The organism is Streptomyces sp. NPDC058872, assembly GCF_042743065.1.
Taxonomy (GTDB): domain Bacteria; phylum Actinomycetota; class Actinomycetes; order Streptomycetales; family Streptomycetaceae; genus Streptomyces.
In genome coordinates, this window is record NZ_JBHYMK010000035.1 from 63732 (window position 1) to 77649 (window position 13918).

Consider the following 13918-nt stretch of genomic DNA (forward strand, 5'->3'; position numbering starts at 1 on the left):
TCCCGGCGAATCCCGGCGGAATCGGGGCGGGATCAGGGTGGGATCAGGCCTCGGCAGCCTTCTGGGCGATGTCCGTGCGGTGCTGCGAACCGTCAAGGCGAATGCGCCCGACCGCCGCGTACGCGCGCTCGCGGGCCTGCGCCAGGTCCGATCCGGTGGCGGTGACCGAGAGGACCCGGCCACCCGCGCTCACCAGCGCGTCGCCGTCCCGCTTCGTACCGGCGTGCAGCACGTACGCGTGGGGGGCGTCCTGCTCCGCGACCTCGGCCAGGCCCTCGATCGGGTCCCCCGTGCGCGGGGTGTCCGGGTAGTTGTGGGAGGCGATCACCACGGTGACGGCGGCGTCGTCGCTCCAGCTCAACGGGGCCTGGTCGTCCAGGGTGCCGTTGGCGGAGTTCAGCAGGACGCCCGCGAGCGGGGTCTTCAGGCGGGCCAGCACGACCTGGGTCTCGGGGTCGCCGAAGCGCGCGTTGAACTCGATCACCCGCACGCCACGGCTGGTGATCGCCAGGCCCGCGTACAGCAAACCGGAGAACGGGGTGCCGCGGCGGCGCAACTCGTCGACCGTCGGCTGGAGCACGGTCGCCATGACCTCGTCGACCAGCTTGGGGTCCGCCCAGGGCAGCGGCGAGTACGCGCCCATGCCACCGGTGTTCGGGCCCTCGTCCCCGTCGAGCGCACGCTTGAAGTCCTGCGCGGGCTTCAGCGGAAGGACGGTGGTCCCGTCGGTGATCGCGAAGAGGGAGACCTCGGGGCCGTCCAGGTACTCCTCGATGACCACCCGGCCACCGGACCCGGCGGACTCGACGCCCACGCAGGCGAGCGCGTGCGCCCTGGCCTTCTCCACGTCCTCGGTGACCACGACGCCCTTGCCGGCGGCGAGGCCGTCGTCCTTCACCACGTACGGGGCGCCGAAGGCGTCCAGCGCCTCCTCGATCTCCTCCGGAGTGGTGCAGACGTAGCTGCGGGCGGTGGGGACCCCGGCGCCGGCCATCACGTCCTTCGCGAAGGCCTTGGAGCCCTCCAGCCGTGCCGCCTCCCGGGAGGGGCCGAAGACGGGGATGCCGGCCGCGCGGACGGCGTCGGCGACACCCGCGACGAGCGGTGCCTCCGGGCCGACGACGACCAGGTCGACACCCAGCTCACCGGCGAGCGCGGCGACGGCCGCGCCGTCGAGCTGGTCGACCGGGTGCAGCTCGGCGACCTCGGCGATTCCGGCGTTGCCGGGCGCGCAGTGCAGAGCGGTGACGTCGGGATCGAGGGAAAGAGAGCGGCACAGGGCATGTTCGCGGGCGCCGCCGCCGATGACGAGGACCTTCACGCCTGTCAGGGTAGCCCGCAGGACGGGCTGCCCCTTGTGCGGGCCACCGAGCGAGACGGGGCTACTCGTTCGTGTATTCCTCCACCACCGTGGCTCCCAGTTCGCGCACGATCAGGTCGTGCCCGGAGAGCGCGGAGTCGACGAGGTCCGGATCGTCCTCCTCCGGCATGTCGTCCTCGGGCGCCACCGACTGGGGCGCGGGCGGTGCGGGGGCCGTGGGCGGCCGGGGGGTCGAGGCCTGCGGAAAGGCAGCGGCCGGAGCGGGTGCCGCAGGCGCGGGCGCGGACGGCGGCGCAGGGGAGAACGCAGGAGCGGCGGATCGTCCGCCACCGAAGCCTCCCCCACCTCCGGGCCCGTTGCCGAACCCTCCGGAGCCGTTCCCCGTGCCTCCCGAGCCGCCGAAGCCGGTGGCGGCGGGCGGAGGGGCGGAACCTCCCGAGGGGTCGACGATCGCCTCGATCTTCCAGTGCACGTTGAACTGCTCGGCGAGGGCCTGCTTGAGCACGTCCTCGCTGCCGCTGCTCGCGAAGTTGTCGCGGGCACCGGCGTTGAGGAAGCCGAGCTGGAGGGTCGTGCCGTCGAAACCGGCGACCTGCGCGTTCTGGCTGAGCAGGATCCAGGTGAAGCGCCGCCGGTTCTTGACCGCGTCCAGGATCTGCGGCCACAGGTTGCGCACCTGGGCCGTGTCCCCACCGCTCGCCACCGGGGCCTGCGGCGCGGACTGGGGCTGCACGGGCGGGGCGGCCGGAGCGGCGGTCGGCGTGGCAGGCGGGGCGGCGGGCGCGGTCGCACCGGGCCAGGCCCCGGGCGTCCCGCCCCCGGGGGCGGCGGCACCCGGCCAGGCCCCGGGCCGGGGTCCGGCGGGCGCGGCCTGCGGTGCGGGGGCCGCCTGCGGTGCGGAAGGCTGTGCGACGGGGACCGCCTGCGGCGCGACGGCGGGCGCCGGCGGCGGGGGCGCCATCGGGGTGTGGGCCTCGGGCCCGGGCACGTACCCCATGGAGGGCGCCGGAGGCCCGGACGTGAAGACGGGCGCGGGCGCGGCAGCCGCACCGCGCTCCAGGCGGTCGAGCCGCGCCTGGAGCGAACGCTCGTCGTCGAAGGCGGCGGGCAGCAGCACCCGCGCGCAGATCAGCTCCAGCTGGAGCCGGGGCGACGTGGCCCCCCGCATCTCGGTGAGACCGGTGTTGACCAGGTCGGCCGCCCGGCTGAGCTCGGCGGCGCCGAAGACGGACGCCTGGGCCTGCATGCGCTCGATGATGTCCACCGGGGCGTCGATGAGCCCCTTCTCCGCCGCGTCCGGCACGGCGGCCAGGATCACCAGGTCGCGCAACCGCTCCAGGAGGTCGGCGACGAACCGGCGCGGGTCGTTGCCGCCCTCGACGACCCGGTCGACGACCTCGAAGGCGGCTGCACCGTCTCCGGCCGCGAACGCGTCCACGACCGAGTCGAGCAGGGAGCCGTCGGTGTAGCCCAGCAGGGACGTCGCCATGGAGTACGTCACGCCGTCGGCGGCGGCGCCTGCGAGCAGCTGGTCCATCACCGACATCGAGTCGCGCACGGAGCCCGCTCCGGCACGGACCACCAGCGGCAGCACCCCGTCCTCGACCGGGATGCCCTCGCGCCCGCAGACCTCGCCCAGGTAGTCCCGCAGGGTGCCGGGGGGAACGAGCCGGAAGGGGTAGTGGTGGGTCCGCGAGCGGATGGTCCCGATGACCTTCTCGGGCTCGGTCGTGGCGAAGATGAACTTGAGGTGCTCCGGCGGCTCCTCGACCACCTTGAGGAGGGCGTTGAAGCCCGCCGGGGTGACCATGTGGGCCTCGTCGATGATGTAGATCTTGTACCGGCTGGAGGCGGGCCCGAAGAAGGCCTTCTCCCGCAGGTCACGGGCGTCGTCCACACCACCGTGCGAGGCGGCGTCGATCTCGATGACGTCGATCGACCCCGGCCCGTTCCGCGCGAGGTCGCGGCAGGACTGGCACTCCCCGCAGGGATCCGGCGTCGGCCCCTGCTCGCAGTTCAGACAGCGGGCGAGGATCCGCGCACTGGTCGTCTTGCCGCACCCGCGGGGACCGCTGAACAGGTACGCGTGATTGACCCGGTTGTTCCGCAGGGCCTGCTGCAACGGGTCAGTGACATGCTCCTGCCCGATGACCTCGGCGAAGGACTCGGGGCGGTAGCGGCGGTACAGCGCGAGAGACGACACGTGTACGAGGTTATAGGCGCTCACCGACAACCCGAGAAAAACCGAACCGCCGGACCGGACCGGCTCCAGGACGACCGGGACGGGTGCGCAGGCGGGCGAGCCCCGCGCGGAAGCGACCGGACCCCGCGTAGGGGGCGGTCGGGCCCGGTGGGGAGCCGGCCGGAAACCCCGGATGCCGCCCGTAACCCGGCCGGCATCCGGCCGCCGGGGGCGGGAACCGGGCGGGAAGCCGCGCGGAAACGCAAGCGCCCCCCACGCACCTGCCAGAGCCGACCTACCCTTGCTGCCTTCCGGCCCTGGGGGAGTTCAGTCAGATAGCACCGCGTGAGGGGCTTGGCCCAGCGTACCCGATCCCGGCAGCCCCAAGGGCCCGCACCCCCTCCCGGACTCCCCGCCGAACCCGCCCGCCGACCCCACCCGACATCGAGTTCGCGAGCACCCCCCTCGGTCATGTAATGTTCCCGGCGGAGGATTCGCCTAGAGGCCTAGGGCGCACGCTTGGAAAGCGTGTTGGGGGCAACCCCTCACGAGTTCGAATCTCGTATCCTCCGCAGCCGCCTGAACAGGCGAAACAGAGCGTCGGGGGGGGGGGGGCGGGGCGCCCCCCGGGGGGGGGCCCCCCTTCTCCGTCTTCCGGGGCCTCAGTCCAGGGCCAGGCTCCTCAGGACCAGGCCCGTCGCGGGTTTCGGGCCGAATGAGGTCGACTTCCGGGGCATGGTGACGCCCTGGCGTGCCAGGTCACGAACGACGGCTTCCCGGACCGGGTGCATGAGGACCGCGGTGCCGCCCCGACGCTCTGCCTGGTCCACCGCTGCCCCGGCGTCATGGATGTAACTGATGTCCTCGGGGGCGTCCGGGACGTGCCAGACGTTCTCCAGAAGGGCGGAGTGCAGCACCGTCGCGTCCAGGGTCCGCCAGGCCTCTGGCCGGTCCGTGCGGATCGTGCGGTCCAGAAGAGCGGGATCGGGGCGGTCCAGGAGGTGGAACGCACCGTCGCCCGCGAGGAGGAAGGCGTTGCCCTCGGCGACTGCGGCGGCGAGGAGGTCCAAGGCCGCCGGGAGCGGCTGGTTGATCCTGCGCACGCGGAAGGAGTCGCCGAGGGCCGCGAGGGCGTCCGCGACGGGCAGGCGGTTGAGGAGCCGGTGGATGGCGCGGACCCGCAGGGGGTAGCGGGCCGTGTCGACGAGGAGGACCAGACCGTGGTTCCACGGGCCGGGCGCAACGTGCTCCTGGCGCAGGCGCAGATAGGTGGCCCAGCGGTGGTGACCGTCGGCGATGAGGGCCTGGTGCCGGGCCAGTTCACGGGTGATCGTGGCGAGCTCGGCGGGGTCGGTGATCGACCAGAGGCGGTGCTGGAAGCCGTCTTCCGTGGTGGTGCAGAGCAGGGGCTCCCGCAGGACGGTCCGCTCGATGACCGCATCGGCGCCGCCGCCCTCGTCGCCGACGTAGGTGAGGAGCAGGGGCTCCAGGTTGGCGGCAGTGCTCCGCATCAGGGCGGCGCGGTCCTCGACGACGTGCGGCATGACGTCTTCATGGGGGAGCACGATGCCCTCGTCGGGGGTGGAGAGTTCCAGTGCGCCGATGACGCCGCGCTGGAGGATCCCGTCGCCGTGCTGCTCGTACACGTAGAGGGCGGGCTCCGGGTCCGGGGCCAGGACGCCGTCCGCCAGCCAGCGGTCGAGGGTGACGGCCGCCTTGCGGTGCCGGGTGCCGGCGGTGATCGCCTGGGGGAGGATCAGACGGACGATGTTGTGCGGGTCCGCGGATTCGAGGTGGATCAGTCCGTCAGGTCGTACGACGACGTCGTAGGGAGGAGACGTCACGGCAGCCAGACTGCCGACTCGCTCGGGGACGTACCGGAGTCCGCGGAACGGAGCGAGGTGCAACCCTGGGGCGTCGTCGCGGACGTCGGTGGCCGCGTGACCTGAGGTGTTCATCTCGTCATCGTATGTGGGCGGGGGCCATCAGAGATGATCGGGGGAGTGCTGCATCGGTGACGTGAGGAGCAAGTGGTGACGATGGGGAACGGCCGGGGGCGGCGTGACGGCGGTCGGAAGCATCCGGGAGGGAGCGGGGCGGCGCTGTGCGAGGTCTACGACACGGCGCTCCTGGACCTGGACGGGGTGGTGTACGCGGGCGGCGAGGCCGTTCCGCACGCAGTGGAGGCGCTGGGGGTCGCCCGTGCCGGGGGGATGCACCTGGCGTACGTCACCAACAACGCGCTGCGGACGCCGGGTGAGGTGGCGGCCCATCTGACGGAGCTGGGCGTGCCGGCGGCGGCCGGGGACGTGGTCACCTCGGCGCAGGCGGTGGCCCGGCTGATCGCGGACGAGGTGCCGGCGGGGTCCCGGGTGCTGGTCATCGGTGGCGAGGGGCTGCGGGTGGCGCTCCGTGAGCGGGGGCTCGTGCCGGTGGAGTCGGCGGACGACGGGCCGGCAGCGGTCGTGCAGGGGTACGGCGGACCGGGGATGCCGTGGGGGCGGTTCGCGGAGGCGGCCTACGCGGTGGGGCGCGGGGTGCCTTGGTACGCGTCGAACACGGACCTGACGATTCCGGGGGCGCGGGGGATCGGCCCGGGGAACGGGGCGGCGGTGGAGGTCGTGCGGATCGCCACCGGGGGGCGTGCGGAACCCAAGGTCGCGGGCAAGCCGCTGCCGCCGATGCACCGGGAGACCGTGCTGCGGACGGGAGCGCAACGGCCCCTGGTGGTCGGGGACCGGCTCGACACGGACATCGAGGGGGCCTTCAACGGCGGGGTCGACTCGCTGCTGGTGCTGACCGGGGTGACGGACGCGGCACAGCTGCTCGCCGCCCCGCCCGAGCACCGCCCCACCTATGTGGCGGCTGATCTGCGGGGGCTGTTGGCGGGGCAGCCGGAGGTGGTCGAGGTGGCGGACGGGGGGTTCCGGTGCGGGGGCTGGAGGGCCTTCGTGCGGGGGAGCGAGCTCGCCCTCGACGGCGTACCGGGCCAGGCGGGAGAGGTGATGGACGCGGTCCGTGCGCTCTGTGGGGCGGCCTGGACGGAGGCGGACGGGCCGGGTGCGGGCGTGCCGGATCCGCGGAAGGCGCTGGCGCTGCTCGGGGTGTGAGGTGTGGAACCTCGGACCGGCGTCAAAGTTGGGTAGGCTAACCTAACTTTTTATGGGTCGTGGTCGTCACCGTCGGACGTGATCACGGACGAGAACCGGGAGTGCGGGTATGGACGGTCGGCAGCAGCGCCTGAGTGCGGAATCGGTCACCCTGGCGTACGAGCAGAGGGTCATCGCCCGCGAGCTGTCCGTCGAGATCCCCGACCGCTCGTTCACCGTCATCGTCGGGCCCAACGCCTGCGGCAAGTCCACCCTCCTCCGGGCCCTCTCGCGCATGTTGAAGCCCAGTGCGGGGCGCGTCCTGCTCGACGGGCAGTCGATCCAGACCATGCCCGCCAAGAAGGTCGCCCGGACCCTCGGGTTGCTGCCCCAGACCTCCGTGGCGCCCGACGGCATCACCGTCGCGGACCTCGTCGCACGCGGCCGTTATCCCCACCAGGGGCTGCTGCGCCAGTGGTCCCCCGAGGACGAGCGGGTCACCCGCGAGTCCATGGTGGCGACGGGCGTCGCCGAGCTGGCCGACCGTTACGTGGACGAACTCTCCGGCGGCCAGCGCCAGCGCGTCTGGATCGCCATGGCGCTCGCCCAACAGACTCCGCTGCTGTTGTTGGACGAGCCGACCACGTACCTCGACATCCAGCACCAGATCGAGGTCCTCGACCTGTGCGCCGAGCTGCACGAGACACAAGGGCGGACCCTCGTCGCCGTCCTGCACGACCTCAACCACGCGGCCCGCTACGCGACCCACCTCATCGCCGTCCGCGAGGGCCGGGTCATCGCCGAGGGAGCGCCGTCGGAAGTGGTGACCGCGGAGCTCGTCGAGCAGGTCTTCGGCCTGCGCTGCCAGGTCATCGACGACCCGCAGACGGGCACCCCGCTGGTCGTGCCGGCGGGGCGGAAGGCGCGTGCCCGGTGCGTCGGACGGGGGCAGGCGGGAGGGGCCGTGCCGGCGCAGCCCGCGCTGCACGAGTGACCCGGCGCGAGGGGCACGGAAGCGGTGGGGCGGGCGCCGCGGACCACGGGCGGTCCCCTCCCGGAGCACCGGTACCGCGCTGCCCCGAAGCGCTCATGGCCACGGGCCCCGGACGGGGCCGCCGGTTCGTCAGAGCAGGGACCTGAGGCGGAGCAGGTCGCGGAAGCCCGCCTCCAACCTGACCCTGCCGGAGGCCCAGGCCTTCGCGAAGTTCAGCTCGCCGTCCACCATCGCCACCAGGTCGTCGCCGGCCATGGACAGACGGATCTGTGCCTTGGCCGGCGGCGGGCCCGACAGCGTGGAGTCGACCCGGATCCGGCCGTCTGCGAGACGGCCCGTGAACGTCGTGTCGAGATCGGTGACGTGGCAGCTCAGGGTGCGGTCCAGTGCGGCAGCCCCGCGCACGCCGTCGTCCGCACGCGCGAGGCCGTCCGAGAGCCTGTCCAGTGCATCGCGGCACTCCGTGATCGTTGCCATCGCACCGACGGTACCCCAGCGCTTCGCGGTAGCGTCGGGGCATGACCGATGAGATGCCGGAGCCGGGCGACGCCGCCGTCGACGAGGCCGTCGAGGAGACCCCCGGGCAGCCGTACGAGCCCGCCGCGGCAGCGCCGCTCGGCATCGTCCTGGAGCCCACCGGCCGTTCTGGCGTCGACGCCTGCCTCGCGCGGTTGACCGAGGTGGACGGCCTCCCGGCAGACGGACACCTGGAGGTGTACGAGGATGTACACCGTGCACTGTGCGCCGAGCTGACCTCGCTCGACGCGCACACCGCCCCCCGTCCGTACGAAAACAGGAGCTGAACCGAACGTGGCAGGACCGGCACGCCGCCGTCTCGACGCCGAGCTGGTGCGGCGCAAGCTCGCGCGTTCGCGCGAGCACGCCAGCCAGCTGATCGCCGCGGGCCGGGTGACCGTCGGCAAGACCGTCGCCACCAAGCCCGCCACCCAGGTCGAGACCGCCGCGGCCATCGTCGTCGTCCAGGACGACTCCGACCCCGACTACGTCTCGCGCGGCGGCCACAAGCTCGCCGGGGCCTTCGCCGCCTTCGTTCCGCAGGGGCTGCGGGTCGAGGGCCGGAGGGCCCTGGACGCCGGAGCCTCCACCGGCGGCTTCACGGACGTCCTGCTGCGCGCGGGAGCCGTGCACGTGGTCGCCGTCGACGTCGGCTACGGGCAGCTCGCCTGGTCGCTGCAGAGCGACGAGCGGGTCACCGTGAAGGACCGCACGAACGTGCGCGAGTTGACGCTCGACGTCATCGACGGCGTCCCGGTGGACCTCGTCGTCGGCGACCTGTCGTTCATCCCGCTGGGTCTGGTGCTGCCCGCCCTCGCGTCCTGCACGGCATCCGACGCCGACCTCGTCCTCATGGTGAAGCCGCAGTTCGAGGTGGGCAAGGAACGGCTCGGCACCGGTGGAGTCGTGCGGTCCGCCGAACTCCGCGCGGACGCCGTGAAGAACGTGGCCCGGCAGGCCGGCGAGCTCGGCCTCGGCGTCCGCGGCGTCACCGCCAGCCCGCTGCCCGGCCCCTCCGGCAACGTCGAGTACTTTCTGTGGCTGCGGGCAGACGCGCCCGCGCTGGATCCGGCGGACGTCGACCGCGCCGTGGCGGAGGGACCTCGTTGAGTTCAACGGCAGCAGCACCATCGGGAACCGCACGCACTGTCTTCCTGCTCGCGCACACCGGCCGTCCGGCCGCAGTGCGCAGCGCCGAACTGGTCGTCCTGGGGCTGTTGCGCTGTGGCATCGGCGTCCGCGTCCTGGAGGCCGAGGCCGCGGACCTGCCGCTGCCGCCGTCCGTCGAGAAGGTGCCGGAGGCGTGCTCCGACGCGCTCGACGGTTGTGAACTCCTCGTGGTCCTCGGCGGCGACGGCACCCTGCTGCGCGGCGCCGAGTTCTCCAGGGCCTCCGGCGTGCCGATGCTCGGCGTCAACCTGGGGCGGGTCGGCTTCCTCGCGGAAGCCGAACGGGACGACCTCGACAAGGTGGTCGACCGGGTCGTCACCAAGGCGTACGAGGTCGAGGAGAGGATGACCCTCGACGTCGTCGTGTACGAGAACGGCGACGTCCTGCACCGCGACTGGGCCCTCAACGAGGCCGCCGTGCAGAAGGTGTCCCCGGAGCGGATGCTGGAGGTCGTGCTGGCGATCGACGGGCGTCCGGTGACGGGCTTCGGCTGCGACGGGGTGATCTGCGCGACACCGACCGGATCCACCGCCTACGCCTTTTCGGCGGGCGGCCCGGTCGTCTGGCCGGAGGTCGAGGCGTTGCTGATGGTCCCGATCGGGGCCCACGCCCTCTTCGCCAAGCCGCTGATCACCACCCCCGAGTCGGTGTTGGCGGTCGAGGTCGAGCCGCACACCCCGCACGGAGTGCTGTGGTGCGACGGTCGGCGGACGGTGGAGCTTCCTGCGGGCGCACGCGTCGAGGTGCGACGGGGCGCCGTCCCGGTGCGCCTCGCCCGGCTGCACCACGCCTCCTTCACCGACCGGCTCGTCGCCAAGTTCGCCCTGCCCGTGTCGGGATGGCGGGGCGCACCGCACTGACCCCGCCCGGTGGCCCGCAACGAGCGGCGGCCCCGGGGGTTACGCCCGGGGCGATGTCGCATCGGACCGGGGAAACCTCGTATGGTCTGGGGCGTGCTGGAGGAGATGCGGATACGGTCGCTCGGGGTCATCGACGACGCGGTGGTCGAGCTGTCGCCCGGCTTCACCGCGGTGACCGGTGAGACCGGTGCGGGCAAGACCATGGTCGTGACCAGCCTGGGGCTGCTGCTCGGCGGGCGCGCCGACCCGGCCCTGGTGCGGATCGGTGCGGCTTCGGCCGTCGTCGAGGGGCGGATCAGCGTGCCTGCGGGCGCGCCTGCCGCCGTACGGGCCGAGGAGGCCGGCGCCGAGCTCGACGAGGGCGTCCTCCTGGTCAGCCGTACGGTTTCCGCCGAGGGGCGCTCGCGCGCCCATCTGGGCGGGCGCTCCGTGCCGGTCGGGCTGCTTGCCGAGCTCGCCGACGAACTCGTCGCCGTTCACGGCCAGACCGATCAGCAGGGCCTGCTCAAGCCCGCCCGGCAGCGCGGTGCGCTCGACCGGTACGCGGGCGGGGCCGTCTCCGCGCCGCTCGCCGCCTACGGCACGGCGTACCGGCGGCTGCGCGCCGTCACCGCCGAGTTGGAGGAGATCACCACCCGGGCGAGGGAACGCGCCCAGGAGGCGGATCTGTTGCGCTTCGGGCTCGGCGAGATCGAGGCCGTCGCGCCGCTGCCCGGGGAGGACGCGGAACTCGCCGCCGAGGCGGAGCGCCTCGGGCACGCCGAAGCCCTCGCCTCCGCCGCGGCGCTCGCGCGCGCTGCCCTGGCCGGCAACCCGGAAGACCCCGAGGCCGTCGACGCGACCACCCTGGTCGCGGGCGCGGGCCGGGCCCTGGAGGCCGTGCGGTCGCACGATCCGGCGCTCGCCTCGCTCGCCGATCGGATGGGCGAGATCTCGATCCTGCTCGGTGACGTGGCCGGGGAACTCGCCGGGTACCTCGACGACCTGGACGCCGATCCGCTGCGGCTCGCCGCCGTCGAGGAACGCCGGGCCCTGCTCAACCAGCTCACCCGCAAGTACGGCGAGGACGTCGCCGCCGTCCTCGCCTGGGCCGAGGAGAGCGCCGGCCGGCTCGGCGAACTGGACGGGGACGACGACCGCATCGGGGAACTCACCGCAGAGCGGGACCGGCTGCGCGACGAGCTGTCGGTGCTCGCGCAGCGACTCACCGACGCGCGCACGGAAGCGGCCTCCCGGTTCGCCGACGCGGTCACCGCCGAACTCGCCTCGTTGGCCATGCCGCACGCCCGGGTGTCCTTCGACGTCCGGCAGGTCGAGGACGAGGAGGGGGTGGAGGTCGACGGCCGTCGGGTCGCCTACGGGCCGTCCGGAGCGGACGAGGTCGAGCTGCTGCTCGCCCCGCACCCCGGCGCCCCGCCCCGGCCCATCGCCAAGGGGGCGTCCGGCGGCGAGCTGTCCCGGGTGATGCTCGCCGTGGAGGTCGTCTTCGCCGGGGTCGATCCGGTGCCCACCTACCTCTTCGACGAGGTCGACGCGGGCGTCGGCGGCAAGGCTGCCGTCGAGATCGGGCGCCGGCTCGCCAAGCTCGCCAAGAGCGCACAGGTCGTGGTCGTCACCCATCTGCCGCAGGTGGCCGCCTTCGCCGACCGGCAACTGCTCGTGGAGAAGACCAACGACGGTTCCGTGACCCGCTCCGGCGTCACGGTGCTGGAGGGCGAGGAACGGGTGCGGGAGCTGTCCCGGATGCTGGCCGGCCAGGAGGACTCCGAGACGGCCAGGGCGCATGCGGAGGAGCTCCTGGCGACGGCACGGGCCGACGCGTGAGGCGCTTCGCGGCCTTCGGGACCGCCGCAGGGGTGACCCGGGCGGTGTACGGGGTGCTGGGCCGCCGCCGGAACGACGAGCGGTGGAGGCGGACCAACCACGCCGGACGAACCGTCGACCTGTGCGCCGGCCCCGCGGTCACCCTCGGAGCGGCGCTCGGCGCCGGCAGCGCCCCCGCTGCCCTCGCGGTCCTCGCGGCGGGGGCGTGCGGGGCCCACGACGATGTGAAGGGCGACCACCGGCGGGGGTTCCGGGCCCATGGGGCGGCGCTCCGGGAGGGGGAGGTGACCAGCGGGGCGGTGAAGCTGTTCGGCATCGGTGCCGCCTCGCTCGTGGCCGGGGCGCTCCTCAAGGAGAAGCCCGTCGACAAGCTCCTCGCCGGGGTCGTCATCGCGGGCACCGCACACCTGGTGAACCTCGTGGACGTGCGGCCGGGGCGTGCGGGGCTCCTGGTGCTCGGGCTCGCTGCGCCCGGGCTGTTGCGCGGTGCCCCGGCCGCCGCACCGATGGGCGCGGTCGTCGCGGTGCTCGGCGACGACCTCGCTGAGCGGACCATGCTCGGCGACTCGGGTGCGCACGCGCTCGGTGCCGCGGTCGGGAGCGCCGTCGCCATGGGCAACGGGCGGCTCGGTCTTGTCGCACATGCGGCGGGCGTGGTGGCCGCCGCCGTGTGGGGGGAGCGGGCGACCTCCCCCTGAAGGGAGCGCAGGCTCGTCGCAGGGGCGTGCGCAGAATTTCTGCGCGCTCACCCGTGTGGGTGAAACCGTGGGCTGTGGGTCCGCCCGATGCGCCTACCGGACAGGGGAACGACGCCATTTCGGTGCCGGAACGTGCGTACGGTCGGTGGTGCGGACTGGCATCCTTGGGTCCGTGACACAGCTCCGTACGGTCCAAGTGCTGGGCGGCGGCGGCGCGGGCAGCAGCGCGCACGTCCGATCACTTGCCGCGGGGCTGGTGGCGAGGGGCGTGCGGGTGACCGTGTGCGCACCGGCCGAACTCGACCGCCTCTACGACTACCTGGGCGCCGGCGCACACTTCGTGCCCCTGCCGCACCTCGGCGACCCCGCCGCCGTCACCGCGCTCCGCAACGCCTGCATCGGCGCGGACGTGGTGCACGCGCACGGGCTCCAGGCCTCGGTGCGGGCCGCGGTCGCGCTGACCGGCGCCCGAACCCCCTTCGTGACCACCTGGCACAGCCGGAACCGGGCGCTCGGGGCCCGGGGCGGAGTGCTGCGGCTCCTGGAGCGCAGGACCGCACGGGCCGCGACCGTCGTCCTCGGCACTTCCTTCGAACTCGTCGACCGGGCCCGGCGACGCGGGGCCCGGGACGCCCGCCTCGCCCCCATCACGGTGCCCGCCGCACGCCGACCGGTCTGCCTCCACGACGGCAAGGCGCGCGCCGAACTGGGCGCGGTCGACCGGCCCCTGCTGATGGCCGTCGGCGCGCTCGAACGGGGCCGGGGCTACCGGACGCTGCTCGATGCGGCCCGGACGTGGCGGGAACTCGACCCGCAGCCCCTGCTCGTCATCGCCGGCGAGGGGAGCGAACGGGGCACGCTCCAGCGGCGGATCGTCGAGGAGGGGCTCCCGGTACGACTGATCGGACGCCGCGACGACGTCGCCGAACTGCTGGCGGCGGCCGACGTCGCCGTGCTGCCCTCCCGGTGGGAGGGGCGCTCCCTGCTCGCGCAGGAAGCGCTCCGGCTCGGGGTGCCGCTCGTCGCCACGGCCGTCGGCGGTGTACCGGAACTCGTCGGGGACGCAGCGGAGTTGGTTCCGTACGGAGATACGGAGGCCTTGGCGGCCGCGGTGCAGGGCCTGCTCGACGACGCGGAGCGCAGGATGGACCTGGCGGCGGCGGGGCGCGTCCAGGCACGGTCGTGGCCCACCGAGGACGAGACGGTGGCGCACGTGCTGAGCGTGTACGACGAGCTGACGGGCCGGTGACGTACGGCCCGTCAG

Annotated in this window: 12 protein-coding genes, 1 tRNA gene and 1 other RNA gene; 9 read left to right on the forward strand and 5 right to left on the reverse strand. The window is 73.7% G+C overall.

Annotation, left to right across the window (positions count from 1 at the left end):
• Window positions 1-43 precede the first annotated feature (43 nt).
• The 3 genes from purD to ffs all read right to left on the reverse strand — a co-directional run bounded on the left by purD (window position 44) and on the right by ffs (window position 3861).
• A complete protein-coding gene (gene purD / locus ACFW22_RS22340) occupies window positions 44-1321 on the reverse strand; it encodes a phosphoribosylamine--glycine ligase (protein ID WP_386407397.1) in 1278 nt (425 codons plus the stop codon).
• 61 nt (window positions 1322-1382) lie between these two features.
• Entirely contained in the window at window positions 1383-3524 is a 2142-nt protein-coding gene (locus tag ACFW22_RS22345) for a DNA polymerase III subunit gamma and tau (RefSeq protein ID WP_386407400.1), read from the reverse strand.
• 238 nt (window positions 3525-3762) lie between these two features.
• Window positions 3763-3861, reverse strand: an RNA gene (ffs, locus tag ACFW22_RS22350) — signal recognition particle sRNA small type.
• A gap of 129 nt (window positions 3862-3990) precedes the next feature.
• Here ffs and ACFW22_RS22355 point away from each other — a divergent pair.
• A tRNA-Ser gene (locus ACFW22_RS22355) sits at window positions 3991-4075 on the forward strand.
• Window positions 4076-4165: 90 nt separating this feature from the next.
• Here the strand turns inward: ACFW22_RS22355 and ACFW22_RS22360 are convergent.
• Window positions 4166-5461 carry a DUF1015 domain-containing protein gene (locus ACFW22_RS22360; RefSeq protein ID WP_386407403.1) on the reverse strand — a complete coding sequence of 432 codons (1296 nt, stop codon included), beginning with the start codon at window positions 5459-5461 and terminating at the stop codon, window positions 4166-4168.
• 81 nt (window positions 5462-5542) lie between these two features.
• On the opposite strand from ACFW22_RS22360, the gene ACFW22_RS22365 reads away from it, so the two are divergent.
• Complete coding sequence (locus tag ACFW22_RS22365) at window positions 5543-6613, forward strand: HAD hydrolase-like protein (protein ID WP_386407435.1); 1071 nt, start codon at window positions 5543-5545, stop codon at window positions 6611-6613.
• A 109-nt stretch (window positions 6614-6722) separates the two neighbouring features.
• A complete protein-coding gene (locus tag ACFW22_RS22370; protein WP_386407406.1) occupies window positions 6723-7586 on the forward strand; it encodes an ABC transporter ATP-binding protein in 864 nt (287 codons plus the stop codon).
• Window positions 7587-7715: 129 nt separating this feature from the next.
• Here ACFW22_RS22370 and ACFW22_RS22375 read toward each other — a convergent pair whose 3' ends face one another.
• Window positions 7716-8063, reverse strand: a complete 348-nt coding sequence (locus ACFW22_RS22375) for an SCP2 sterol-binding domain-containing protein (RefSeq protein ID WP_386407409.1) — start codon at window positions 8061-8063, stop codon at window positions 7716-7718.
• A gap of 41 nt (window positions 8064-8104) precedes the next feature.
• Between ACFW22_RS22375 and ACFW22_RS22380 the strand changes: the two genes are divergently transcribed.
• The 6 genes from ACFW22_RS22380 (at window position 8105) to ACFW22_RS22405 (ending at window position 13903) form a co-directional block, all read left to right on the forward strand.
• Window positions 8105-8389, forward strand: coding sequence for a hypothetical protein (locus ACFW22_RS22380; protein ID WP_386407412.1), 285 nt, complete (start codon window positions 8105-8107; stop codon window positions 8387-8389).
• Between the two features lie 7 nt (window positions 8390-8396).
• Window positions 8397-9212 carry a TlyA family RNA methyltransferase gene (locus tag ACFW22_RS22385; RefSeq protein ID WP_386407415.1) on the forward strand — a complete coding sequence of 272 codons (816 nt, stop codon included), beginning with the start codon at window positions 8397-8399 and terminating at the stop codon, window positions 9210-9212.
• Window positions 9209-10132 carry an NAD kinase gene (locus ACFW22_RS22390; protein WP_384883122.1) on the forward strand — a complete coding sequence of 308 codons (924 nt, stop codon included), beginning with the start codon at window positions 9209-9211 and terminating at the stop codon, window positions 10130-10132. The genes ACFW22_RS22385 and ACFW22_RS22390 overlap by 4 nt, the downstream gene beginning before the upstream one ends.
• Window positions 10133-10213: 81 nt before the next feature.
• A complete protein-coding gene (gene recN / locus ACFW22_RS22395) occupies window positions 10214-11956 on the forward strand; it encodes a DNA repair protein RecN (RefSeq protein ID WP_386407419.1) in 1743 nt (580 codons plus the stop codon).
• Window positions 11953-12654, forward strand: a complete 702-nt coding sequence (locus ACFW22_RS22400; protein ID WP_386407422.1) for a hypothetical protein — start codon at window positions 11953-11955, stop codon at window positions 12652-12654. Before recN ends, ACFW22_RS22400 begins: the two co-directional genes overlap by 4 nt.
• A 172-nt stretch (window positions 12655-12826) precedes the next feature.
• Window positions 12827-13903: a glycosyltransferase family 4 protein gene (locus ACFW22_RS22405; RefSeq protein WP_386407425.1), complete on the forward strand. Its 1077-nt coding sequence runs from the start codon at window positions 12827-12829 to the stop codon at window positions 13901-13903.
• Window positions 13904-13918 lie beyond the last annotated feature (15 nt).

Bases quoted from the DNA above. Each gene is read 5' to 3' on its own strand.
- ACFW22_RS22360 (WP_386407403.1), bottom strand. From the start codon at position 5,461: ATGAACACCTCAGGTCACGCGGCCACCGACGTCCGCGACGACGCCCCA.
- ACFW22_RS22365 (WP_386407435.1), top strand. From the start codon at position 5,543: ATGGGGAACGGCCGGGGGCGGCGTGACGGCGGTCGGAAGCATCCGGGA.
- ACFW22_RS22370 (WP_386407406.1), top strand. From the start codon at position 6,723: ATGGACGGTCGGCAGCAGCGCCTGAGTGCGGAATCGGTCACCCTGGCG.
- ACFW22_RS22375 (WP_386407409.1), bottom strand. From the start codon at position 8,063: ATGGCAACGATCACGGAGTGCCGCGATGCACTGGACAGGCTCTCGGAC.
- ACFW22_RS22380 (WP_386407412.1), top strand. From the start codon at position 8,105: ATGACCGATGAGATGCCGGAGCCGGGCGACGCCGCCGTCGACGAGGCC.
- recN (WP_386407419.1), top strand. From the start codon at position 10,214: ATGGTCTGGGGCGTGCTGGAGGAGATGCGGATACGGTCGCTCGGGGTC.